General features: G+C 69.6%; 21 protein-coding genes. 19 read left to right on the top strand and 2 right to left on the bottom strand.

Translation table 11 applies throughout. The annotated features are described in order from the left end of the window. Both FL311_RS24340 and FL311_RS24335 read left to right on the top strand, forming a co-directional pair. Positions 1 to 698: mandelate racemase/muconate lactonizing enzyme family protein (locus FL311_RS24340; protein ID WP_305036166.1), on the top strand; the 698-nt coding region annotated here is incomplete at its 5' end. 35 nt (positions 699 to 733) lie between these two features. Further along, entirely contained in the window at positions 734 to 1,102 is a 369-nt protein-coding gene (locus FL311_RS24335) for a hypothetical protein (RefSeq protein WP_141328413.1), read from the top strand. Between the two features lie 10 nt (positions 1,103 to 1,112). Here FL311_RS24335 and FL311_RS24330 read toward each other — a convergent pair whose 3' ends face one another. After that, a complete protein-coding gene (locus FL311_RS24330; protein WP_141328411.1) occupies positions 1,113 to 2,300 on the bottom strand; it encodes a S41 family peptidase in 1,188 nt (395 codons plus the stop codon). A gap of 130 nt (positions 2,301 to 2,430) precedes the next feature. Here FL311_RS24330 and FL311_RS24325 point away from each other — a divergent pair, with 130 nt between their 5' ends. The 13 genes from FL311_RS24325 (at position 2,431) to FL311_RS24270 (ending at position 16,962) form a co-directional block, all read left to right on the top strand. Further along, positions 2,431 to 3,765: an AHH domain-containing protein gene (locus FL311_RS24325; protein WP_141328409.1), complete on the top strand. Its 1,335-nt coding sequence runs from the start codon at positions 2,431 to 2,433 to the stop codon at positions 3,763 to 3,765. Positions 3,766 to 3,784: 19 nt separating this feature from the next. After that, positions 3,785 to 4,360 carry a DUF1629 domain-containing protein gene (locus tag FL311_RS24320; protein WP_141328407.1) on the top strand — a complete coding sequence of 192 codons (576 nt, stop codon included), beginning with the start codon at positions 3,785 to 3,787 and terminating at the stop codon, positions 4,358 to 4,360. 168 nt (positions 4,361 to 4,528) lie between these two features. Beyond that, positions 4,529 to 5,176, top strand: a complete 648-nt coding sequence (locus FL311_RS24315) for a response regulator transcription factor (protein WP_141328405.1) — start codon at positions 4,529 to 4,531, stop codon at positions 5,174 to 5,176. Between the two features lie 36 nt (positions 5,177 to 5,212). After that, the gene (locus tag FL311_RS24310) at positions 5,213 to 6,754 is read left to right on the top strand and encodes an AAA family ATPase (RefSeq protein ID WP_141328403.1); all 1,542 of its coding nucleotides are present in this window, start codon (positions 5,213 to 5,215) and stop codon (positions 6,752 to 6,754) included. Then, on the top strand, positions 6,751 to 7,578 hold the full coding sequence (locus FL311_RS24305) for a hypothetical protein (protein ID WP_228557041.1): 828 nt from the start codon (positions 6,751 to 6,753) through the stop codon (positions 7,576 to 7,578). Before FL311_RS24310 ends, FL311_RS24305 begins: the two co-directional genes overlap by 4 nt. Further along, positions 7,575 to 8,372 carry a M48 family metalloprotease gene (locus tag FL311_RS45300; RefSeq protein WP_228557040.1) on the top strand — a complete coding sequence of 266 codons (798 nt, stop codon included), beginning with the start codon at positions 7,575 to 7,577 and terminating at the stop codon, positions 8,370 to 8,372. Before FL311_RS24305 ends, FL311_RS45300 begins: the two co-directional genes overlap by 4 nt. Before the next feature lie 9 nt (positions 8,373 to 8,381). After that, complete coding sequence (locus FL311_RS45295) at positions 8,382 to 9,236, top strand: hypothetical protein (RefSeq protein WP_228557039.1); 855 nt, start codon at positions 8,382 to 8,384, stop codon at positions 9,234 to 9,236. Then, a complete protein-coding gene (locus FL311_RS24295) occupies positions 9,236 to 9,802 on the top strand; it encodes a hypothetical protein (protein WP_141328399.1) in 567 nt (188 codons plus the stop codon). The genes FL311_RS45295 and FL311_RS24295 overlap by 1 nt, the downstream gene beginning before the upstream one ends. Continuing rightward, entirely contained in the window at positions 9,799 to 11,109 is a 1,311-nt protein-coding gene (locus FL311_RS24290; RefSeq protein ID WP_228557038.1) for a phenylacetate--CoA ligase family protein, read from the top strand. The genes FL311_RS24295 and FL311_RS24290 overlap by 4 nt, the downstream gene beginning before the upstream one ends. A 258-nt stretch (positions 11,110 to 11,367) precedes the next feature. After that, positions 11,368 to 12,726, top strand: a complete 1,359-nt coding sequence (locus FL311_RS24285; protein WP_141328395.1) for an AHH domain-containing protein — start codon at positions 11,368 to 11,370, stop codon at positions 12,724 to 12,726. A gap of 19 nt (positions 12,727 to 12,745) precedes the next feature. Further along, complete coding sequence (locus FL311_RS24280; protein WP_141328393.1) at positions 12,746 to 13,321, top strand: DUF1629 domain-containing protein; 576 nt, start codon at positions 12,746 to 12,748, stop codon at positions 13,319 to 13,321. Between the two features lie 426 nt (positions 13,322 to 13,747). Further along, the gene (locus FL311_RS24275; protein WP_228557037.1) at positions 13,748 to 15,913 is read left to right on the top strand and encodes an ATP-binding protein; all 2,166 of its coding nucleotides are present in this window, start codon (positions 13,748 to 13,750) and stop codon (positions 15,911 to 15,913) included. 50 nt (positions 15,914 to 15,963) lie between these two features. Then, positions 15,964 to 16,962, top strand: a complete 999-nt coding sequence (locus FL311_RS24270) for an aldo/keto reductase (protein WP_141328391.1) — start codon at positions 15,964 to 15,966, stop codon at positions 16,960 to 16,962. 2 nt (positions 16,963 to 16,964) lie between these two features. On the opposite strand, the gene FL311_RS24265 is transcribed toward FL311_RS24270, so the two are convergent. Next, positions 16,965 to 17,768: a radical SAM protein gene (locus tag FL311_RS24265; protein WP_141328415.1), complete on the bottom strand. Its 804-nt coding sequence runs from the start codon at positions 17,766 to 17,768 to the stop codon at positions 16,965 to 16,967. A 958-nt stretch (positions 17,769 to 18,726) separates the two neighbouring features. Between FL311_RS24265 and FL311_RS45290 the strand changes: the two genes are divergently transcribed. The 4 genes from FL311_RS45290 to FL311_RS24245 form a co-directional block, all read left to right on the top strand. Continuing rightward, a complete protein-coding gene (locus FL311_RS45290) occupies positions 18,727 to 20,004 on the top strand; it encodes an asparagine synthase C-terminal domain-containing protein (protein ID WP_228557042.1) in 1,278 nt (425 codons plus the stop codon). Next, positions 19,989 to 21,182: a glycosyltransferase gene (locus FL311_RS24255; RefSeq protein WP_141328387.1), complete on the top strand. Its 1,194-nt coding sequence runs from the start codon at positions 19,989 to 19,991 to the stop codon at positions 21,180 to 21,182. The genes FL311_RS45290 and FL311_RS24255 overlap by 16 nt, the downstream gene beginning before the upstream one ends. Positions 21,183 to 21,259: 77 nt before the next feature. Then, complete coding sequence (locus FL311_RS24250) at positions 21,260 to 22,036, top strand: ROK family protein (RefSeq protein WP_228557035.1); 777 nt, start codon at positions 21,260 to 21,262, stop codon at positions 22,034 to 22,036. 191 nt (positions 22,037 to 22,227) lie between these two features. Further along, a partial coding sequence (locus FL311_RS24245; protein ID WP_141328383.1) for a tetratricopeptide repeat protein occupies positions 22,228 to 23,491 on the top strand: 1,264 nt, incomplete at its 3' end.

Here is a 23,491-nt window from a genome sequence, read left to right as displayed (position 1 = left end):
ATAAGAGACAGGCGCTGGACATCGACATGACGGTGACGGTGGGGGACGTCACGCACGCGGCCGAGTCGGCGCGGTCCATCTTGAAGCGAGGCATCACGACGTTGAAGGTGAAGGTCGGCGCGCTCTCACCGGACCAGGACGCGGCGCGGATGGTGGCCATCCACGAGGTGGCGCCGCGGGCGCGGCTGTTCGCGGATGCGAACGGGGGTTACGACGTGGCGGAGGCGCTCGCGTTCGTGAAGGAGCTGGAGCGGGCGGGGGTGCCGCTGGCGTTGCTGGAGCAGCCGGTGCCGGCGTCGGACCTGGCGGGGATGGCGGAGGTGGCGAGGCGCTCGAAGGTGCGGGTGTGCGCGGACGAGTCGGCGCGCTCGGCGAAGGACGTGCTGCGGCTCATCCGCGAGGGGGCGGCGCACGGCATCAACATCAAGACGATGAAGTGCGGGGTGGTGGAGGCGCTGACGATGTGGAGCCTGGCGCGGGCGGCGGGGCTGGAGTTGATGGTGGGAGGGATGGTGGAGAGCGTGCTGGCGATGAGCGCGTCGGCGCACCTGGCGGCGGGGCTGGGGGGCTTCACGTACGCGGATCTGGACACGCCGTTGTTCATCGCGCGGCATCCGTTCCGGAGTGGCATCCGGTACGAGGGCTCGCGGTTGCACCTGGATGAAGGGGCGATGGGGCACGGTGTCACATTGAGCTGACCCAAGAGGTGGCGCGCGCGCGTTAGGATGGGCGCATGGGTCTGGCCGTCTGTGTGGGTTGCGGCGAAACGAAGGAGGGCGCGTTCGACGTCTGCGACGGGTGCGGTCTGGACCCGGCGCGCGGCGGCACGGACCGGATGCTCCAGGCGCGCAGCCTGTGGTTGTCGGAGCGATTCTTCTCGGAGCGGGAGCTGGTGGAGCTCGGGCGCAAGCTGAGCACGGGCGAGCCGGTGGCCTACGACACGGGGCAGCTGTCGCAGCTGGTGGACGAGCTGAAGACGCAGAAGCTGCCGGTCATCTCCCAGGCGTCTCCGGGGTGCTCCATCGTGACGTGGAGCCTGTTGGGCATGTTGCTGGCATTGGCCGCGGGGCTCGCGTACCTGTATGGCACGTGGAGACACTGAGACTGTTGCATCAGGGTGACGGGACTGCCGCGGCGGCGACGTCGAGGGCCTTGTCGAGCTGCGGGTCCTTGCCGGAGGCATAGGGCAGTGCGTCGGGGACCTCGACGTCCACGGGGACGCCGACGCCCTCGAGCAGGACGCCCTCGACTTCGACGGCCTCGACAGCGAGGTAGAGCAGGTCACCGGTGGACAGGCGCAGTGGGGTGCCGGCGAGCACGGCGCCCGCGGTGTGCTGGCCCACGAGGGTGGCGAGCCCGAGCCGTTTCATGGTGAAGGCGACGATCTCCTTCCCGCTGCGGGAGTTGCCGTTGACGAGGAGGACGACGGGTTTGTGCCAGGTGGCGGACCACGGGTTGCGGCGGCCGTCGCGGCCGATGCCGACGAAGCGGGGGACGGCGCGGTTGAAGAGGTTGAGGAAGGTGGGATTGCAGCCGCCCCAGCCGTCGCGGAAGTCGATGACGACGGCGTCGGCCTGGGCGAAGTCGTCGGAGAGGGCGTCCTGGAGCTTCTGTTGATGCTCGGGGCCGGCGCACGAGTAGAGCTGCTGGTAGGCGACGCGGCGGCCCTGGTGGTCGATGACGCGGGTGCTGGCGTGCTGGGCGTCGAGCCACTCGGCCTTTGGGTTCACGAGGCGCGGGGTGATGGTGAGGACGGTGGGTTCGGCGCCGAGGGTGCGCTCGATGGTGAAGCGCGTGGGCTTGTTGGCGCGCTGGGTGAGTGAGGCGAGGGAGGTGAAGGGTTTGCCTTCGACGGAGAGGAGGCGGTCTCCGCGCAGCAGGCCGGCCTTGGCGGCGGGGCCGTGGGCGAAGACCTGGCGGGCGAAGAAACCTTGTGGGGTCTCCTGGATGTCGGCGCCAATGCTGGGGGCCTCGACCTTGGGGAGCTTGAGGTGGCGCTGGAAGATGGCGGAGAGGTCGGCGTGGCCGGTGGCGCCGCGCGGGTAGAAGGCGGTGTGCGAGGCGTTGAGCTCGGCGAGGGCGGCCTGGGTGCGCCGGGCGAAGTCGTCCGCGCTCGTGGCCGCGGCGCCATAGCCCTGATGCTTCGTGGCCCAGGCCTCGCCGCGCTTCGCGTCGTAGAAGCGCGAGCGGACGTGGTCGACGACTTCGTCACCGGGCTTGAGGAACGGGCTCGCGGCGTAGGAGCTCGTGGCAAGCAGGGCGGTGGCCAGCAGGATGCTGGGATAGAGACGCTTCGACATGGCCGCGGGCTCCTCCTGGTGGACAGTATCAGGCGCGTCATTCCTGGGACGCCCCTGGGTCGTCTGTCAGCGTCGTCTGGTACTGCCTGGGTGTGCCCGCCTCACCGCGGGCCTCTTGCCGGGGACTACCATGACGCTTCGTTGGGTGGTGTTGCTGCTCCTGTCGATGGCCGTTACGGGGTGCGCGACGGGTCGCGTCGTGCGGCTGGAGACCGGGGAGGACACCTTCCTCGTCACCCCTCACGAGGAGCCTGATGCGGAAGTGAGTGCGGCTGAACTCGGAGACGACGAATTCGAGGAGGCCCTCACGGAGCTGGCGCGAGATGTTCCTCTCTCTCGCAACCCCATGCAGGCCGCGCGGGAGCGCTTCGGCGTTCCGTCCCGGAGCGGAGTGTATGGGTATGAGCGTGGTTCAGCGCGACTCATCCCCCAGCGCGGAGGGGACGCGAACGGACCCCGGCTGCTGGAGGACTACGCGGACGAGGCACTCACGCGCGCCTACGGCCAGTGGTGTGAACGGAAGGACCGACCTGGGGACTGCTTGCGGCTGCTGGACGAGGGCCCGCTGCTGGCCAGCGACGGCAAGTACACCTGGGCCCTGGCCATCGCCATGGACTCGGTGTTGGAGGAGACGGCCGAAGCCCTGGAGGACATGACGGACCCCCAGGCCGTCGTCGCTGGCATCACCGCCTCCGCGACGATGTACCTGCTCTTGTGGTCGCTGCCCGAACCGGTGAGCAAAGGCGTGGCGGCGACCCTGACAGCCTGTCTCATCGCCTACCTGGGCGTGGACACGGTGTGGAGCATGCTGGACGGGTGGTTGACCCTGATGCGCCAGGTGGACCGGGCAACGAGCGTCGAGCAACTCCACGCGGCGGGCGAGGCGTACGGAGAGGTGCTCGGGGAGAACGCGGCGCGCGTCTTCGTGATGCTGGCCACGGTGGCCATCGGGAACACGGCGGGGCTCGCGGCGAAGTCAGTGGGGTTGCCGGGCTCCGCCCAGGCGGCCCTGGCCGTGGAGTCCCAAGCGGGCTTCCAGTACACGGCCGTGGGCAGCGTGAGCGCGGTCGCCTTGACGGCGGAGGGCTTCACCATCGCGCTCGCGCCGAACGCCGTGGCCATGGCGAGCCGGAGAGGGCGCAGCGAGCGTCATCACATCGCCACGAACAAGAACGACGTCTCCACCGCGCGCGGCGGGCCCTGGACGCCAGTATTCAGGAAGTTGTTCGCACGAGCAGGGATGCAGTTGAAGGACTCCGAGAATATTGTCGAAGTCCTGGGCCACAAGGGACCGCACCCGCAGCAGTATCACGCGCACGTCGAAGAGCGCCTAAGTCTGGCTTTGGGGAGGTGCCGCAAGTTGGAAGATTGCCGGAAAGCTCTGACGGATGCGCTCCGCATTCTCGCCAGGGAAGCGCAGACTCCAGGAACCAAAATCCACAGGCTTTTGACTCAAGACCCATGAGGACTCTAGGAAGTCCACCATGTCGAACCCGTCTCGATACTTCAGGCTCAGAGAAGACATGCAGGCTGGAAACTGGTTCCTTGGAGACCCGCTGGACGAAGCGGGCACCGAGGTCGAGGAGATCTGGCAGTTCGTCGAGGGGCGGCCCATCCAGCTTGCGGGGCGCCTGAAGTTTCCTCTCGAGGAGCCCGGAAGATGGTTGGACTTCTGTACGGCCGGCGCCGGTAGAGCGCCTGTTGTCCACGCCAGGGTGGCCAACCTCTTCGCGGAGCTGGCACCCGACGATGTACAATTGATACCCGTCGATGTCGAAGGCCGCCCGGATCAGCACGTTCTGCTCATCGCCACGAAGCTGATCCGGTGCATCGATGACGAAGCCTCGGAAGAGGTAACATACTACGAGCCCGAGGACGACGTGCCGGAGAAGCTCGGCCAGTACAAAGGCATCTTTGGGATGCGAATCGACCGCACGAAGGTGGGCGGCGCGAAGGTCTTCCGCACCTGGGGCTGGGAGGTCGCCCTCATCATCTCCGAGGACCTCAAGGTTGCCATGGAGCGCGCGAAAATCACGGGGGCGAAGTTCGAGGAAGTCTGAGCCGACACACAAACTCCAGGCGTCCCCAGGTGAGACTGCCCCGGCTCCGTGAATCCCTGTCCGTGCCCTCTTCCGGCTCGGTGAATCCACCGCCTTCGCGTTCAGCCGTGAGCACTCACGGCTCCGACGCGAGCGGCGCGTGGAGCACCCCGTTATGGAAGAGGTTCCGTGCTGGATGCACCCCTCTCACCCTTGCGTCTCGCGTTGGTCGCGGAGGACCCGCTCGCTCGAGGTGCGCTCTCACGAGTGCTCGGGGACCAGGGGAGCGAGCTGCAACTGTTGGCCTCGGGCACGCAGGTGGAGCTGGAGACCACGCGGGGCGAAGCACCTGACGTGGTCCTCTGGGACACGGGCCTGCGCCTCGTGGACACAGAGGCGCGAGTGGACGCACCAGACCTTGGAGCACCCGTGCTCGCGCTGGTCGCGGACGACGCAGCGGGCGAGCTGGCACTCGGCGCGGGAGCCAAGGGGTTGTTGTTCCGCGACGTAAGCCCAGGTCCGCTCACGGCGGCGCTGTACGCGGTGGCGCGGGGGCTCGCGGTGTTCGACCCAGGGCTCTCGGAGCTGCGGGCCAGCACGAGGACCACGGCCTCCGTGAGCACGAGCGCTCAGGGACCTGATGCCCTCACGCCGAGGGAGCGCGAGGTGCTCGCGTTGCTGGCGGAGGGCCTGTCGAACAAGGCCATCGCGGACCGACTCGGCATCAGCGAGCACACAGCCAAGTTCCACGTGAACGCGGTGCTCGCCAAGCTGGGTGTCCAGCGACGCACCGAGGCCGTCGTCCGCGCCGCGCGAATGGGCCTTGTCACCCTGTGAGCCAATCGCCCCAGCGATGCTAGGCTCCCACCCGCAATGGCGAACCAGGATTGGGTGTCGCGCCTGCTGTCCGGGCGCGCGTCGGTGGACAAGGGGCTCAACGTCCACCTCTCCGAGCGTGACGGCGGCAGCCTCCACGACAAGATGCGGCAGGCGTACTGGTGGATCACCAACAACGCCGTCATCTGCCCCTACTACGACATCGAGTTCGGCGGCTCCGCCGCCCTCAAGAGCAGCGCCGGGGACGAGCTCCACCTCCCCGAGGACATGAGCTACAGCTCCTTCGTCCTCATCCCCCTGCTCACCCTCTTCACCTGTCGCCGAGCCCTCCTCATCGGCGGACCCGGCCGCGGAAAGACCACCTCCGCCGTCCTCATGGCGCTGCTCTCCGGCATGTCCCGCGAGGACATCCACCGCTCCATCCAACGCGGCCACCCCCAGCTCTCCATCGCCGACCTGCTCGGCGCCCCCCTCCCCTCCGACATGCTCAAGGCGGAGGACCTCTCCGCCGTCAAGGTGAGCTGGCGCAAGTGGATCACCCAACGCGTCAAGATCATCGACGAGTACAACCGCATCCCCACCAAGACCCAGTCCGCCCTGCTCTCCCTCATGGCCGAGGGCTACGCGGAGATGATGGACCAGTACGTCTACGCGGGCCGCTCGTCCTGGTTCCTCACCGCCAATGACGACCAGGGCGGCGGCACCTTCCAGGTCATCGAGGCCCTCAAGGACCGCCTCGACGTCGTCGTGCGCGCCGTCCCCTTCAACTCGAACTTCATCGACACCCTCCTCCAGCGCATCGAAGCCGACAAGTCTCCCGAGGAGCTGCTCCCCAAGGACATCGTCTTCACCCCCGGCGAGCTGGAGCGCGCCTACACCTCCATCCTCGAGGTCGAGGTCCCCCGAGACGTCCTGGAGCGCGTGGCCTTCTTCCTCGGCCAGCTCGACTTCTGCCGCATGGCGTCCCCCCGCTTCGAGTTCAAGCACAAGGACACCCTCAAGCTCGCCGGGCAGACCGTGTCCGCCGTGTGCAACGAGCAGTGCCCGCTCGACAAGAAGGTACACCTCTGCACGCAGACCGAGAACGGCGTCAGCGTGCGCGCCTACCAGACCATCCTCCACTACGCGAAGGCGCTCGCCTTCTTCCGCGGTCACTCCGTCGTGGAGCTGGAGGACTTCCGTCAAATCGCCCCGTGGGTGCTGCACGAGAAGCTGGTCCCCAACACCCGCAGCGCCTTCTTCGAGGTGAAGGGCCACAAGCTCCTCCTCCAGGACCGCGTCGCGTGGATCCGCCACATGTTCGACATGGCCATGGGCCACCACGAGAAGCACGAGCCCATCCGCCGCAAGGTGGGCGTGCTGCGCGAACAGCTCGACAAGGGCCTGTCCGGCATCGACCTGCGCACCACCGAGAAGCGCCTCACCGCCGTCACCGCGCTGATGAACGAGCTGCTCACGAAGCAGGAGCTCTCCGGTCCCATCTACGAGGACCTCATCCACTTGAAGTCCATGTACAGCCGCTACCGGAACTACGCGACGTGGCTCAAGGAGAACCCGGGCGGCGGAGGTCGGCCGTGAGCAGCTACGCCGACGAGCTCGAGTCCAGCGCCCGCGCCCGCTACGTCCGCTGGGACGCGGACCTGTGGCGCGAGCTGATTCAAGGCCCCGCGCGAAAGCTCGGTGACGCCCTCACCCAGTCCGGCACCGCGCCGGAAGAAGCCGAGGAGCTCCTGCGCGCCTACCTGCGCCTGGGCGCCGAGGCCATCGGCCTGGGCTACCTCTACCCCGCCACCGCGGGACGCCAGAACTTCTTCACCCTCGCGTGGTCCGACCTGGTGCCCCGCCTGCTCACCGGCGTCCCCGCCCCCGAGCGCGCCGGCGTGCTCGCGCAGCTCTGGAACGTGGGGGAGAACCTGGAGTCCACGCCGCCGTGGGTGCAGCGCATCTTCTACCGCGTGAGCCAGCGGCTCGGCTCGCTCGCGGGCATCGAGGAGCGCCTGCGCGAGACGGCCGCGCTCGCGATGGAGCCTCCCGCCTCGAAGCTGGGCGACAAGGCCCAGCCCTTCCTCGTCGACCTGTCCCGCGAGGACAGCCGCTTCCTCCCCGGCGCGATGCACTTCCTCGCGCCCACGGTGCTGTGCGTGCACGACCGGCACCGTCACGCGGTGGCCGGACGCGAGGCCGCGACGCAGGGCCTGCTGCTCGCGGACACGCCGATTCCGCTCGGCGCCATGGGCTGCCGCGAGACGCCCGAGGTGACGCACCAGCACACGCCCCACCTGGGCGCCGTGTCGTGGAACGACCCGCGCGTGGACGCGTGGTACGCCACCCTCACCAACGACTGGCGCGCCGCCGGCACGCTGGACACGTCGCAGCACGTGCTGGTGCTCGTGCCCGCATGAGCCCGTCGCGCTTCACGCCCGAGCACATCGCGCAGTGCTGGCGTCAGGCGCTGGCGCTGTGGGACGTGCAGGTGCGGCTGAGCCCGCCGGAGCCCCACGTCCCCTTCCAGCCGGACGCGGACCACGCGAACGAGCCGCTCGCGTACATCGACCTCGCCAGGCGACAGGTCTTCGTGCACTTCGAGCTGCTCCAATCCATGGGCGCGGCGGACAGTCTGTTGGCGGTGCTCGCGCATGAAATCGGCCACCACGCGAGGTTCCCCCACACGCTCGGCTGGGACGCGGAGCTGCGCGTCGTGGAGCAGCGGCTGGTCCCCGGGCTGAAGCAGTCGCTCACCAACCTCTTCTACGATTTGCAGGTGAACGAGGTGGTGGGCCGCACCCACGCGGAGGACCTGTGCCGCGTGTACCGGGGCTTCCAGCGCACGCGCGGCGACACGCCGACGTCTCCGCTGTTCTTCTTCTACCTCGCCATCTACGAGGAGCTGTGGGGCCGCGAGCCCGGGGACCTGGTGCCCCCCGCCGCGATGGCACCGATGGAGGCGCAGTTCCCCGGCCTGCGCGCGGAGGCGCGGATGTTCGCGCAGACGTTCTACGCGCTACCGAACCCGCGGCTGCAGTTCCTGTACTTCTGCGCCGCCTTCATCCGCTACCTCGGCAAGCCCGACGAGCTGTCCTATGTCCTGCCGCTGGGCGATGACGTGTCGCAGCCGGACGTGGATGACTGGGACGCCGCGCTCCAGAGCGGAGGCCGCTGGGAGGACGTGCTCGACGAGGCGCGCGAGCGCGGATGACTCGACGCGGTGCCCGACGCGACGGAGCCGGACCTGCTGGACCAGATTCGCCGCATCACCCACCACCTGCCGGGCGTGGGGGATGGGAAGCTGCGCCAGGCGCTCGTCGCGCGGCACTACCGGCGGCTCGTCGACCAGCACCTGGTGAAGCTGCCGTCCGCGCCGTCCCGACCGGAGCCGTACCTGCGCACCACCCCCCAGGCCTGGGAGCATGGCGACGACCCGTCCGCCATCGACTGGACGCTGACGGTGCTCACGCAGGGACACCTGGCCGCGGTGTCGCCGCTGCGCCGCGAGCTGGAGGCCGACGTGCCGCCTCCGTCCGAGCTCGGCGTGCCGTCGGTGGAGCTCTACCTGGACACCAGCGGCTCCATGCCCGACCCCGCGCGGCAGCTCAACGCGATGACGCTGGCCGCGCAGGTGCTGTCCGCCTCCGCGCTGCGCAAGAAGGCGAAGGTGCGCGGCGTCATCTACTCGCACCACGCGCCCGTCGTCTCGCCGTGGATGTACGACGAGGAGCGGGCGCGCGACTTCCTCCTGGGCTACATCGGCGGAGGGACGCAGTATCCCTTCGACATCCTGAGCGCGCTGTCCGAGGAGGAGCCGGACGCGCTGCGGGTCATCATCTCCGACAGCGACTTCCTGGCGAACGTGGCGGCGAAGGGAGCGATGGAGGCGCTGGTCCGCGCGACGAGGCGCTCGCGGCTGCTCGTGGCGTTCCTCGCGTTGGGGGAGGACCTGCGCGCGCGGCAGGTGCTCGGGCCGGTGTTGAAGGAGCGCAACTTCCGCCTGGTGGTGGTGAAATGGCTGTCGGACTTCGGCCAGGCCGCCGCGGCCCTGTCCCAGGCCCTGCTGGAGAAGTGATGGTCTTCGACGTCAAGGACATCCAGAAGCAGCTCACCGCGGCGCCCATCGTGTCGCCGTATCCGCACGACCTGGCGATGGCCATCGTCTGCGACACGTTCCGGCTCGCGGGCCTGAGGCCGCCGTCGCGTGCGGACTGGGAGGACCTGGAGCGGCGCTCGAAGCAGGGGGCGCTCTTCCGGGAGCAGGTGGTGATGCTCGCGTACGCGCTGACGTCGTCCTCGCTGCGGGCGGACACGGTGGCGTCGCTGCGCAAGAACGTCGACACGCCGAGGCTCCTGCGCGGGTTCTTCCTGGAGGTGGAGCCGCTGACGGCGGAGATGATTCGCTCGAACGCGTTCCGCCAGGAGGAGTTCCTGCGCAAGTGGGTGCACGCGGTGGACGGGCAGGTGAAGAACGAGTCGCCGAAGGAGTCCGCCGCGCGGCGCAACCAGCTCGACTACCGCACCGCGCTCCGGGAGATGGAGCGGGCGGAGCAGGCGAGGAAGAAGGAAGCGGACCGACGCGCGAAGGAACTCCAGGAGGCGGCCCAGCGGGCGACGGACGCGCGAGGGTGGCGCGAGTGACGCTGGGTCTCCCGTCGGACGCGCGCGTGGCGCCTCGCGCGAACATCCGTCGGGACACCGCCTCTCAGCGGCCCCATGAGCCCTGGGCGAAGGCAATCGCCCGCGAGCTGTCGCACTTCGCGTCGCTCGAGGATGAAGCCGAGGCCCGCGCGGCATTGGAGTCGCGCCTGGGTGCGCTGCGGGACACGCTGCTCGCCTCGCCGTACTACACGCGGCGACTGCGGGAGGCGGGGTTGCATCCGGGTGATTTGCGGACGCTCGCGGACCTGGAGCACTTCCCACTGCTGGAGCGAGAGGTGCTCGCCAGGCACTGGGACGAGGTGCCGCGACCGCTGGAGCCAGCGGACGAGGGCGTGGTGGTGCGCAGCTCCGGCTCCACGGGCGAGCCGGTGAAGGTGGTGCGGGACAGGCGGGACTGCCTGCACATGTGGGCGGTGCTGCGCTTCTGGCTGGAGCGTGCGGGCGCGGTGTTGCCGCCGCGTCCGCGCGTGGTGTTGCTCGACGCGCTGCCTGGAGGGCTAGAGTACTCGGTGCGGCTGCGCATCCTCGAGGAGGGGGCGCTGCATCGAATCTCGGTGCTGCGGGAGGATGCGAGAGCGCGGCTGTGTCGGGTGCGGCCGACGGTCCTCTTCTCGGACCCGGAGGGATTGCGTTGGTTGGCGGAGCAGCGCGAGGTGCCCACGCCCGCGCTGGTGCTCACGTCGGCGCAGCACCTGCCCGAGGACACGCGCGAGGCGCTGGCGCGCGGGGTGCCGGCACCGGTGCTCAACTACTACGCCTCCACGGAGACAGGTCCGATAGCGTGGGAGTGCCTGCGGGGCGTGGGGCGCTTCCACGTCCTCGCGCCGGATGTGTGGCTGGAGCCGGGGAAGGACGAGGTCATCGTGACGCGGCTGCGGCCCAGCGTGTTGCCGCTGCTGCGCTATCGCCCCGGGGACTCGGGCTCCGTGCGGCGCGACGCGTGTGCCTGCGGCTTCCACGGATGGACGCTGGAGGGCTTCGGAGGACGGGGTGCCTGTCACTTCACGACACCCACGGGTCGGCGGGTGGACGCGTGGGCGCTGGCGTGGGTGTTCAAGCACCACGCGCTGCGCGCCTTCCGACTGACGCAGGTGGAGGGCACGCGCTTCGAGCTGGAGCTGGCCGACGCGCGAGCGCAGGACGTGCCCGCGCTGTGCGAGCGCCTCTCCGCCGCCCTGCGCAACCTCGGCTGGCGCGAGACCCCGCGGATTGAAGTGCGTGCAGTGAGCGCCGAGTCCCTGTCCTCGGGCACCAAGCCCCTGCCCTTCCGCTCGCGGCTTCCGTAGTCGTCACGGCACGACAGTCAAAACAGACACCCCGGGCGGGGCTACCTGCCACACCCGCATGACAGGCTGAGCTGTTAGATGTTGTGGCCCATGCCCCTCCATCGACCCCATTGGCTGAGGTGGGTTGTGCCCTGGCTGGGTTGCGCCACCACGAGCCACCCTTCCACGCAGCAAGCCTGGGATGGCGAGGTGGAGCGCGATGACCCATCCGTGCCTCAGTCTGTTCGGCGCTCCAGTCCATCGTCGTGGCGGAGTTCCATGCCGAGGGAACACGGCGCGTCTCTTCGATGGGCGGCGCTGTTGCTCGCGCTGACCGCCATCACGGGCTGCTCGACAACGCGAATCGTGCGGCTGGAGGCAGGACGTGACTCCTTCGTCATCACTCCGCGCGAGGAGCCAGGCGCGGCGGTGGAGGAAGCCGAGCTCGACGACGACGAGTACGAAGAAGCCATCACAGAGCTGGCGCGGGACGTGCGCCCCTCGCGAAACCCCATGCAGCAGGCCCGAGCCCTCTTCGGCGTTCCGTCCCGCAGCGGGGTCTATGGTTATGAGAGCGGTCCCCCTCGATTGACGCTCCAGCGTGGAGAGGAGGACAGCCCCCACCTGTTGGAGTCCTACGCGGACGAGGAGTTGACGCACGCGTATGGCCAGTGGTGCGAGCGAAAGAGCACGCCCGGCGACTGCTTGCGCTTGCTGGATGAGGGCCCTCTGCTGGCCAGTGATGGCAAGTTCACCTGGGCTTTTGCCATCGCGATGGACTCGGTCTGGGATGAGACCACCGAAGCACTGGAGGACATGGCGGACCCCGTCGCGGTCATGTCCACCGTCACGGCCGGCGCGACGATGTACCTCATGCTCTGGGCACTACCCGAGCCCTTCTCAAAGGGAGCCGCCGCGACGCTGACAGCCCTGGCCATTGCCTACTTGGGCGTGGACACCGTGTGGCGCCTGCTGGACGGGTGGTTGACCTTGGTGCGTGAGGTGGAGCGGGCCACGACCTACGCGCAGCTCAGCGCGGCGAGTGCGGCATATGGGGAGGTGCTCGGGGAGAACGCGGCACGCGTCTTCGTGATGCTGGCCACCGCCGCTGTCGGCAATACCGCGGGGTTGGCGGCGAAGGCCGGAGGGCTGCCGGGCTCAGCCCAGGCCGCGCTTGCCGTGGAGTCTCAGGCGGGCATTTCGTTCGCCGCGGTGGGCGGTGTGCGGAGCGTCGCTGTCTCGGCGGAGGGCTTCACCATCGCCCTCGCACCCAATGCCCTCGCCATGGCGGGGCGTGGCATGGGCAGCGACGTCGGAGAGCGCCACCACATCGCCACGAACAAGAACGACATCTCGAAGGCGAGAGGTGGCCCCTGGACACCCGCATTCCGGAAGCTCTTCAAGAAGGCCGGGATGGAGCTGAAGGACCCTGAGAACATCGTCGAGGTCAGGGGGCACAAAGGGCCGCATCCACAGGAGTACCATGATACGATTTTCGTGCGCCTTTCAGGAGCGATGGGAACCTGCCGCACGGTGGTTGCTTGCCGACAAGCCCTCACGGTCGAGCTGCGCCGCCTTGCCAAGGAAGTTCAGACCCCGGGCTCGGAGCTCCACAGACTCTTGACGCGAAGCAAGTAGATTCCTCGAGTAGACCACCATGGTGAATCCGTCGCGGTACTTCCGACTCAGGCCACAGATGCTGAGCGGGCAATGGTCCTTGGACGAGCCGCTCGACGAGCAGGGCAACGCGTTGGAGAACTGGAAGGAGTTCACGTCAGGACGGCCTGCCCACGTCCCAGGGCGCCTGGTGATTCCCATCGACGAGGCCGGAAGGCGGCTGGAGTTCAGCACCGCGGGCGCGGCCATGACTCCGGTCGTCCACGTTCGGGTCGCCACCCTCTTCGCGGAGCGGGCCTCCGCCGATGTCCAACTGATACCCGTGGACATCGAGGGTTGCCCCGAGCAGTACCTCATTCTCGTGGCGACCTCCCTGGTCAGGTGCATCGACGACAAGGCCTCCAGAGAGGTGTCGTACTGGACGGAGGAGGATGAGCGCCCGGACAAGCTCGGCATGTACCGGAGCGTCCATGGGATGAGGATTGACCCGACGAAGGTTGGCGGCGTCAAGGTGTTCCGCCCCTGGGGCTGGTCCGAAGTGCTCATCGTCTCCGAGGACATCAAGGTGGCGATGGAGCGCGCACGCGTCACGGGAGCGGCGTTCGACGCGGTCTAGGGTCATTGGCGGCGCGCCACCCACCTGGCAGTACATACCCTGCCCCAGGACTCCTTCCAGCGCATGGACAGGACAGACGACCTGGACCTTCGTCGGATGCGCGCCATGCTGGAGGCCCCCATGAATCCTCTCTGACTCAGGCGCCGCCGCGCCATAGACAAACAACACACCTGAAAGTCTTCATCGCCAGCGTCAGACAACTCCGGGTCAACGGCGCCCCGTGTGACTTGCGCGCCGCCGTCCATTGAACACGTTCGTGCGGGAGGCACCTCGGCGGAGCACCGAGCGTGTTCCTTCAATCACTTGCATCATCTGGGGGAGCGGACACCCCGCCAGTCGTACCATCATGCGAGCCCTGCCTCTCACCGCGAGCGCTTCCCCATCGAGCGCCCACGGTGTCACCCCGTCGTGAGGAGGCCTCTCGCCTTGCCCACGCCCGTCTCGCATCTGGAACCCACGCGTCCGTCCGGCGCCATGCGCGCCCTGTCCCCCCTGTCTCCCGACCCCAGGAAGGCCTGGAGCTGGCTGCAGCGCTCCTGGCTCGGCCGCTACGGCGTCGCGCTGCTCTTCTTCTGCTTCGCGCTGCTGCTCCAGCGGGAGCTGTGGCCGCTGATGTCCAACAGCCCCTTCCTCTTCTTCTACGGCGCCGTCATGGTCGCCGGCTGGTGGGGCGGCTGGGGCCCCTCGCTCCTGGTGACGACGCTGTCGCTCATCGCCGTGGACCACTTCTTCCTGCCGCCACGGCTCACCCTCCAGATGCGCTCCGCGGACGTGCTCGCCCTGGGCATCTTCGCCCTGCTCGCCATCTTCATCACCAAGCTCAACGTGTCGCTCAGCCGCGCGCTGGAGGAGCGCGCCAGCCTGCTCGAGCGCGAGCACCAGGCCCGCGCCGCGTCCGAGGCCGCCAGGACACGCCTGCACACCATCTTCATGCAGGCCCCCGCGCAGATCTTCTTCCTGCGCGGCGCCTCGCACGACTTCGACTTCTCCAACGCCCGCAACAGCTCGATGCTCAAGAACCGCGACACCCTGGGCAAGCCCTTCCAGGAGGGCGTGGTGAAGGTGGGCGAGGAGGACGCGCGCGACGTGCTGGACCGCGTCTACGCCACGGGCGAGCCCTTCGTGAGCGGCGCCGTCCCGCTGCGCTTCCTCCAGGCCGACGGCATGGAGAAGGAGACCTTCCACAACCTCGTCTACCAGCCCACGCGCGATGCCCAGGGCCAGGTGGACGGCATCGCCGGCTTCGGCTTCGACGTCACCGACCTGGTGCACGCCCGCCAGCGCGCCGAGGCCCTGGCCACCGAGCTGCGCCAGGCCGAGTTCCGCACCCGCGTGCTCGCCGAGGTCAGCACCGTGCTCGCCTCGTCGCTCGACTACGAGGGCACCATGCGCAACCTGGCGCGGCTGGTGGTGCCCGCGCTCGCGGACTGGTGCTTCGTGGACCTGGCCCAGCCCGACGGCACCTTCCGCCGCCTGGAGGTCGCCCACGCCCGGCCCGAGGACGCCCCCGTCGCCGCGGAGGTCCTCCACTTCAACCTCATGCCCGAGGGCAACCCGCGCCACCCGCCCACCGCCGCGCTGCTGCGAGGCGAGGCCATCCTCCTGGAGGAGATGACGCCCGCGCACATCAAGCGCAGCGCGCACAACGAGAACCACGCCCGGGTGATGCTGGCCACGGGGCTGCGCTCGTTCATCGCCGTGCCGCTGGTGGTGCGTGGCCACACCATGGGCGTGTTCAGCTTCTTCACCTCGTTCTCCAACCGTCGCTACACGCAGGCGGACCTCGCCTTCGGGCTGGAGCTGGCCTACCGCGCGGCGCTCTCCATGGAGAACGCGCGGCTGTACCGCGAGGCCCAGGAGGCCATCCGCCTGCGCGACGAGTTCCTCTCCATCGCGAGCCACGAGCTGAAGACGCCGCTGACGCCGCTGAGCCTCAAGCTCCAGGCGCTCTCGCGCGAGCTGGAGCGACACCCGGACAACATCCCCTACGCCGTGGTTAAGGGCTACGTGGACACCGGGGCCCGGCAGGTGAAGAAGCTGGCGGAGCTGGTGGGCGACTTGCTCGACGTGTCGCGCATCGCCGCGGGCAGGCTGGCGCTGGAGCTGGAGGACGTGGACCTGAGCGCGCTCATCCACGAGGTGGCGTCACGGTACGAGGCCCACGCGGCCAGGTCCGGCTCCTCGCTCCAGGTGGAGGGCGGCGAGGCGGGGCTCGTGGGCCGCTGGGACCGGCTGCGGCTGGAGCAGGTGGTCACCAACCTCATCGACAACGCGGTGAAGTACGGCGCGGGCAAGCCCATCGTGTTGAGTCTGGAACAGGGCCCCAGCCGCGCGCGCCTCAAGGTGCGCGACCAGGGCATCGGCATCGCGCCCGAGCACCTGCCCCGGCTGTTCGGCCGCTTCGAGCGCGCCGTGTCGGAGCGGCACTACGGAGGCCTGGGGCTGGGGCTCTACATCACGCGGACGCTGGTGGAGGCCATGGGGGGACGGGTGCGCGTGGAGAGCGAGCAGGGCCGAGGCTCCATCTTCACCGTGGACCTGCCGCGGGAGCGTGTCGTTCCTGTTGACGTGTCGGCGTCCCAGCCGCAGTAAAGGCCCCCTCAGGTGTAACGGGACGCCGCGCTGGCGGGAGGGATGTCGACATGGAGACACGGACACTCGGCAAGCAGGGCCTGAAGGTGTCGGCCCTGGGCCTGGGCTGCATGGGGATGTCGGACTTCTACGCGGGCCGGGACGACGCGGAGTCGGAGGCCACGCTGCTGCACGCGCTGGACCAGGGCGTCACCTTCTTCGACACCGCGGACATGTACGGCTCCGGCAGCAACGAGGAGCTGGTGGGCCGGGTGCTCAAGCCCCACCGCGCGAAGGTGGTGCTGGCCACCAAGTTCGGCATCGTCCGCGACCCGAACAATCCCCAGGCCCGCGGCATCAACGGCAAGCCCGAGTACGTGAAGCAGGCGTGCGAGGCCAGCCTGCGCCGGCTGGGCGTGGAGGTCATCGACCTGTACTACCTGCACCGCCTGGACGCGACGACGCCCATCGAGGACACGGTGGGCGCGATGGCGCAGCTGGTGCGCGAGGGCAAGGTGCGGCACCTGGGCCTGTCGGAGGTGGACGCGGACACGCTGCGGCGCGCGTCGAAGGTGCACCCCATCACCGCGCTGCAGAGCGAGTACTCGCTGTGGAGCCGCGAGCCGGAGGACGGCGTGCTGCGGGCGTGCCGCGAGCTGGGCATCGGCTTCGTGCCGTACAGCCCGCTGGGGCGCGGCTTCCTCACGGGGCAGCTCAAGCGCTTCGAGGACCTGGCCGCGGATGACTACCGCCGCAACTCGCCGCGCTTCCAGGGAGAGAACTTCACGCGCAACCTGGAGCTGGTGACGAAGGTGGAGGCGCTGGCGAAGCAGAAGGGGTGCTCACCGGCACAGCTCGCGCTCGCGTGGGTGCTGGCCCAGGGGCAGGACCTGGTCCCCATCCCGGGCACCAAGCGCCGCAAGTACCTGGACGAGAACCTGGGGGCGCTCGCGGTGAAGCTCTCGGAGAAGGACTTGAAGGACATCGACGCCGTCGCGCCTCCGGGTGTCGCCGTGGGCGCGCGCTACCCGACGACGATGCAGAGCACGCTGCCGAAGTCCGGCAAGTAGCCTCAGGCCGGGGCGCCCGTGGGCCTCGCGCGAGGAAGCTGCGCGTGGGGCATCCACGGGCCGCTGGCGCCCAGGCAGTAGCGACAGGTGGCCAGGGGCGTGTCCCGCTCCAGCAGGCCGAGCATGCGCTCCAGCAGGTCCGGGGAGTCCAGGCGCACGCCGTCCACCTCGTCGAGCGCGGGCATCTGCGGATACGCGGGGCCGAGCACGGTGGCCACGTGGGGCGGACGGGTGCACGAGTAGAAGCGGCCCTGGTGGACCAGGTGGCAGCGGACCTTGAGCCAGCAGCGCGCGTGGACCTCGCGGACCTCGGCGTCGGTCGCGAGGGGTGCGTCCGGGGTGATTTGCTGGAAGGCGTCGATGCGCTTCACGGTGAGGTGGACGCGGTGACGCTCGCAGCGCTCGGTGATGCGGGCCAGGGACGCGTCCGTGAGCGGGGCCGAGGAGTAGACGGACAGGGTCATCCGGTCAAGGCGCTCGTAGACGGCGTCCGGGGCGCTCTGGGCGAGCAAGCCGTTGGTGGTGACGGAGAGCTGCTCGGAGATGCCGGAGGCGCGCGCGGCGTCGAGGACACCTGCGAGGTCGGGGTGGAGGAAGGGCTCGCCGCCGGTGAGCTTGAAGACGTTGGGCTTGAGCACTCGCGCGAGGCGGGTGAGATCGGCGCCGAGGGTGGCCGGGTCCACCGCCCACGCGGGCAGGTGCGGAGACATGGGGCAGCACTGCACGCAGCGCAGGTTGCAGTGGGTGACGACGTGCGTCTCCAGGGACCAGGTGAGGATTCGACCGTCGTGCAGCTCGTAACGCACGGAGGGGACTATAGCGGGGTTGCCGGCCAGGCCCGCGGCTTGCGACAGTCCCAGCGTGTCCGCGTCCCCTGGCGACCCGAGCGGCCCGCTCGCCATCCTGCCCTCCTACCAGGCCATGTCCGAGAGCACGGAGGCGTCCGTGTGGAGGTTGCTCGCACGGCGGCGTGCGGACGCCACGGGCCAGCCTCGTGACGAGCTCGGAGGGCAGGAATCCGAGGTGGGCACCCAAGATGCGCCTCGGCGCGGCGAAGGAGGGCTGGAGCCCGCCGCCGTCGCTGCGTTCCTGAACCACGCGCTCATGCCGCACCAGAGCCTGTTCGAGGGGGTCCACCGTGTGGCTCCACCCCTGCCACGCGTCCATCGGAGTCATCACCGACAAGAGGACGAGGAGCGCGCGGCAAGCGAGGGACAGGCCCGCGTCACCACGCATCGCGAGGCCCACCCTGAGGAGGGGCACGCTCGCATCACCACGCATCGCGCGGCCCACCAGCCTGAGGAGGGACACGCTCTCATCACCACGCATCGCGCGGCCCACCAGCCTGAGGAGGGACACGCTCTCATCACCACGCATCGCGCGGCCCACCCTGAGGAGGGACAGGCCCGCGTCACCACGCATCGCGCGGCCCACCCTGAGGAGGGACACGCTCTCATCACCACGCATCGCGCGGCCCACCCTGAGGAGGGACACGCTCTCATCACCACGCATCGCGCGGCCCACCCTGAGGAGGGACAGGCCCGCGTCACCACGCATCGCGAGGCCCACCCTGAGGAGGGACACGCTCTCATCACCACGCATCTCGCGGCCCACCCACTGGACGGACAGACGCTCATCGCTACGAATCGTGAGGTCCGGCGACATGAAGGCGGACAGGCCTGCATCGCCGCGCACCACACGGCCCACCAACATGAGGACGGACAGGCCGTTGCTCACGGCGACGCTGCGCTCGCCCAGGAGCTCCTGTCCGCCTGCTCCGATGCCGTCTCCGCGAGGCTGGATGAAGGGGCACGGGACGTCAGCCTGAGCGGCGGCGTGGACAGCGCGGTGCTGTGCATGCTCGCGGCACGCCTCGCGCCGGGCCAGGTTCGCGCCTGGAGCATGGACGTCCACTTCGCCGATGAGACGGAGCGCCGCAACGCGCGCACGGTGGCTCGGCTCGCGGGAGTGGAGCATGTGGACGTGCCCATCCCGGACGCCGTGCTGCCCGAGTTGTTCGAGCAAGCCGTCCTCGCCACTGAGAGCCCCATCCTCAACGCCCGAGCCATCGCGAGCTTCGCGTTCTACGCGGAGGCGCGACGACACGGCGCCTCGGTGATGCTGAGTGGCGCCGGCGCGGACGAGGTGCTGATGGGCAATCCCAGCGCGCTCCCGGCGGCCATGGCGCGCATCGAGGAGGACCGACGACTCGTTCAAACGGTGCTTCGCCCCTCTGTGGACAACTTGCGGACGGGCAACTCGCGCGCGCCCGCGCCTGGTGCGGCCAGCGTAGCGGAGGACCGACGGCTCGTTCGCGCCTCTGTGGATAAGTCACAGATGAGCAGCCTTCGCGCGGCCCCGCCTGGCGGAGTGGAAGAACATCGCCGCCCCCGAACCGACGACGAATCACAGAAGGACAGCCCCCGCGTGTTCTCCCCGCCTCCGGCTCGTGCCCAGGAAGACGGTCGACACACGGGAACGAGGCGTCGCGGCGCTGTGGACAACTTGGGGACGGCACCCTGGTCCGTCACGGAAACCTCCGCCTCCGAAGAGGTCCGTTACGCGGCCTGGGTCCTCCGTGAGCTGGTGTTGCCCCCCGAGCTGCGCGGTGCCCGGGCCCACGGCATCACCGTGCACACGCCCTATCTCGACACGCGATGCGCGGACGTGGCGCTCGCGCTCCCCGAGTCCTCACTCCGGCGAGAGGGTGTGGGCAAGTGGCTCTTCCGTCACGCGGTCCGTGGGCTCGTCCCCGATGAAGTCCGCCTCGCTCGCAAGACGCCCCGCTACGGACACACCGCCCTCTCCAGCCCCGTGCGAGCGCGCTGGCTCGAGCTCTATCGTGAGTGGCTGTCCCCCGCGCACATGGAGCCCCTCGGAGTCATCCTCCCGGGGGCTCCGCTCTCGCTCCTGGAGCGCTACATCCGCCTGGAACCCGAGGCGCCGGAGGCGAGCGTCGTGGACCGCCTGTTGATGCGCCTGTGCTCCCTCGCCATGCTCCACGCGCACGCCGTGCGACTCCGCCCATGTCCCGAATCCTGATCGCCACCTCCCCCGAGAAGGGCCACATCAACCCGATGATGGGCGTCGCGCAGTGGCTGCGCCGCCTGGGACACACCGTGGGATGGCTCTGCATCCCCGAGCCGTCACCCCAGCTCTCCACGCTCGGCGTGGAGGTGCTCCACCTTCCCGCCGCCGCGCACGAAGCCCCCGGCATCGAGACCGGAGGCGAGGCCCTGGCGCGACTGGTGCGCGACGAAGCCACGCTCGGGAGGTGGATTCGCGGACTGCTGCTGGACGCGGTGCCCACGCTGCTCGAGCCCGTGAGCGCCGTCGTCCGGGCCTTCCGTCCGGACGTCATGGCCCTCGATGGAATGCAGTACGCGGCGGTGCTCGCCGCGCATCGCGAAGGCATTCCCTGGGCCGGAGTCTCCTCCGCCCTCTCCCTGCTCGAACCCATGGAGGACTATGGGCTGCGCCGCAACGTGCGAGCCCTCGCGTCCGAGCGCGCCGCGCTCTTCGCCCAGCACGGCTTCGACGCACGCTTCCGCAACTGCGAGTGTCTCTCGCCGCGCCTCAACATCATCTTCGCCACCGAGGACTTCCTGGGACCCGACGCGGGTCTGCCCCCGGCCACACAGCTGGTCGGCCCGTCGATTCCACCCGAGCCCCGAGGCGACGAGGTGGACTTCCCCTGGGAGCGATTGGGCACGAGGCCCGTGGTGTACGTGTCCTTCGGCAGCCAGATTTCGTGGCAGCCCACGTTGTTCCGCACCATCGCCGAGGCCGCCGCGCCCCTCGGCGTCACCCTGGTCCTCAGCGCCGGAGAGCTGGCCGACACGGACTTCGCGCGCTCGCTGCCCGGTGACGTGGTGGCGGTGCCCTACACGCCTCAACGTCAGCTCCTCCCACGCGCCTCCGCCTTCGTCTCGCACGGCGGCGCGAACTCCGTGATGGAAGCGCTCACCGCGGGCGTGCCCCTGTTGCTGCTGCCTGTCTGCAATGACCAGCCCATCCAGGCCCACTTCCTCCAGAAGTCTGGCGCGGGCCTCGCGCTGTCGCCCGACACCTTGAGCGTGGAGGATTGCCGCGCCGCGCTCCGTCAGCTCCTCGATGAGGGGACGCCCCTGCGCGCGAAGGTGTCCGCCATCTCCAAGGCCTACCAGGCGCGCGACGGCGCGAAGGAAGCCGCCGAGCGCATCGCCGCCCTCGTCGCATGAGCGCACCGAAGCAAGGTTGGCGCCCACGCCGATATCACGCCCCCGGAGTGACTCCGCTGGAGGTGTGGAACCTCCCGGTGCTCGGCCACGAACTGTGGGAGCTGCTCAGCACCCCGCGTGTCGAGGCGGACCGGCGCGCCAAAGTCCCCGAGCACGCGCTCGCGACGTGCCTGATGCCCGCGCTCGCGAGCGCGCTGGAGTCCCTGGTCCATCAGCACACATTGGACGCGGTGTGGCTCGGTGGCGGACTCGCGTGCCTCCAGGGTTTCGAGCAGGCCCTCACGGCCGCGACGACGAAGCTCGGCCGTCCCGTGGTCCTCGCCGAGTCCCCGCGCTTCGCACCCGTGCATGCGGGCCTCGGGTTGCTGACGTCCTCAGGCTCCGCACACGAAGCGCTGTGCCTCGACGTGGGCCAGACGAGCCTCAAGTGCGCGAGCCCCCAGACCCTCCAGGTCTTCGAGCGGGACACCACGATGCTGCCTCGGCTCTTCATCGGCATGCCTCGCCCCGAGGATGGGCACCACATCATCGCGGCGGTGCGCTTCCTCGCGGGAGCGCTGCGCGCCCTGGCCCCAGACGCCTCCCTGGACGCACTGTGCCTCGCGCTCCCGTGTCCTCTCGATGAGGGACTCGTTCCGGGCGGCTGCACCTACGGCTGGGAGGGACACGCGACGCTCGTGGCCGACATCCTGGCGGAGGCGCGACTGCCAGGAAGCGGAGAGGTGCTCGTGCTCAACGACGCGGAGCTCGCGGCGGAGGCCGCGCGCGGCGACGCCCGTCTCGCGCGTCATCGTCGCATCCTGTGCCTCACCCTCGGCTTCGGTCCGGGAGGCGCGCTGCTCGTGCGCGACTGACACCTCACCGTCGACCACGCGCTGTTCCTCGGCCCACGGGGACGACCCGCACCTCACGACCGGGCCGTCGTCCTCATCATGCTACCGTCCCTCACACCGTGCGCTCCGAGCACGGCGCATGAGTCCCCGAGCAGGCGTCGGCGCTGCCCTTCCCCGGTCTTCGCCATCCATCCCGCCGCCTGCGTCCCGACATGAACCTCCCCTCCCCACTCCGAGTCCTCGCGCTGGCGGTCCTCGTCACCGCCTGCGCCACGTCGCCCAACCCCCTCCCCGCGTCCAAGCCGAGCGAGCCTCGCTACGTCGTCGGCTTCCTCTCCCTGCGCCCCACCACCCCCGAGGCGGCCGAGGAGGCCCGAGCCCAGGAAGCACGACTCCTCACCGCGCTGACCGAGCTGAGCCGGAACACGCCCATCGACGTGGTGCGCCCCACCGTGGCGGTGCCGGCCTCGCTCGAACAGGCGCCCGGGCTCGCCCGCGAGGCGAAGGTGAACCTGCTGCTCTGGGGTGACGCCACGGTGGACGCGGGCAAGCTCACGGTGAAGCTGAGCGCCTTCGAGACGCTGCTGTCCCTGCCCTCGTCGTTCTGGCCCATGGAGTACGCCGCCGGCGACGCGAAGCGACCCGAGGCCCTGTCACTGGACGCCCTGCGCCTCTCGCAGGCGGTGCTCCAGGAGACCCTGCTACCGATGATGATGCTCGACCAGCCGGCGAACACGCGCGCCGTGCTGGACGCGCTCGTCGTGAAGCAGCCCAAGGACTGGGTCGACTGGAACATGGACATCATCCAGCGACGCTGGGGCATGCTGGGTCGGCTCCTGCGGGACGGCGCGCTGACGGAGAAGGGCTACCGGGCCGCGCTCGACAGCGTCCTCGCCTGGCGCAAGGACCACGCGGCCACGCCGAGCTCCGACATCAAGGAAGCCTTCTACAGCGTCGGGCTCGCCCGGGGACTGCTGCTGCAAGGCAAGCCCCAGGCGGTGGTGGACCTGCTCGCGCCCATCGTCGAGCGCATGCCGAGAGACCTCGAGTCCCGCCTGCTCCTCGGCCGCGCCCTGCTCGCCCTGGGCCGCGCGAAGGACGCGGCGGACACCCTGGAGCCGCTCGCCCGAGAGGGCACGTCCATCGGCGCCACCCGCATCTACGTCGCGGCAGTCACTGAGTTGCCCGATGGCCCATCACGCGCGACCACGGCGCTCGACACGTTGGTGGAGAAGCACCCGGAGGACGCCATGGCCCATCTGCTCCGTCACCTCACGGCGCCGGGCACCCGGGACGCCTCCGCGCTGAAGGCCTTCACCGCCACGCATCCCGGCGAGGACTGGCCGCTCCCCCTGGCGCGCCACCTCACGGGCGAGGCCCCGACCTTCGGCGCCAACCCGGACGAGGAGGAGGCAACAGACCACGGCGTACGCCTGCGTCGCATCCAGCTCCACTACTACCTGGGCGAGGCCGCGC

The sequence above is a fragment of the Myxococcus sp. AB025B genome (assembly GCF_006518215.1).
GTDB lineage: Bacteria > Myxococcota > Myxococcia > Myxococcales > Myxococcaceae > Myxococcus > Myxococcus fulvus.
This window is presented reverse-complemented; position numbering and strand designations above follow the sequence as displayed.

What these genes read in the sequence shown, in the direction of transcription:
- FL311_RS24335 (WP_141328413.1), top strand. Translation starts at nt 734, where the DNA reads ATGGGTCTGGCCGTCTGTGTGGGTTGCGGCGAAACGAAGGAGGGCGCG.
- FL311_RS24330 (WP_141328411.1), bottom strand. Translation starts at nt 2,300, where the DNA reads ATGTCGAAGCGTCTCTATCCCAGCATCCTGCTGGCCACCGCCCTGCTT.
- FL311_RS24325 (WP_141328409.1), top strand. Translation starts at nt 2,431, where the DNA reads ATGACGCTTCGTTGGGTGGTGTTGCTGCTCCTGTCGATGGCCGTTACG.
- FL311_RS24320 (WP_141328407.1), top strand. Translation starts at nt 3,785, where the DNA reads ATGTCGAACCCGTCTCGATACTTCAGGCTCAGAGAAGACATGCAGGCT.
- FL311_RS24310 (WP_141328403.1), top strand. Translation starts at nt 5,213, where the DNA reads ATGGCGAACCAGGATTGGGTGTCGCGCCTGCTGTCCGGGCGCGCGTCG.
- FL311_RS45300 (WP_228557040.1), top strand. Translation starts at nt 7,575, where the DNA reads ATGAGCCCGTCGCGCTTCACGCCCGAGCACATCGCGCAGTGCTGGCGT.
- FL311_RS24295 (WP_141328399.1), top strand. Translation starts at nt 9,236, where the DNA reads ATGGTCTTCGACGTCAAGGACATCCAGAAGCAGCTCACCGCGGCGCCC.
- FL311_RS24285 (WP_141328395.1), top strand. Translation starts at nt 11,368, where the DNA reads ATGCCGAGGGAACACGGCGCGTCTCTTCGATGGGCGGCGCTGTTGCTC.
- FL311_RS24280 (WP_141328393.1), top strand. Translation starts at nt 12,746, where the DNA reads ATGGTGAATCCGTCGCGGTACTTCCGACTCAGGCCACAGATGCTGAGC.
- FL311_RS24270 (WP_141328391.1), top strand. Translation starts at nt 15,964, where the DNA reads ATGGAGACACGGACACTCGGCAAGCAGGGCCTGAAGGTGTCGGCCCTG.
- FL311_RS24255 (WP_141328387.1), top strand. Translation starts at nt 19,989, where the DNA reads ATGTCCCGAATCCTGATCGCCACCTCCCCCGAGAAGGGCCACATCAAC.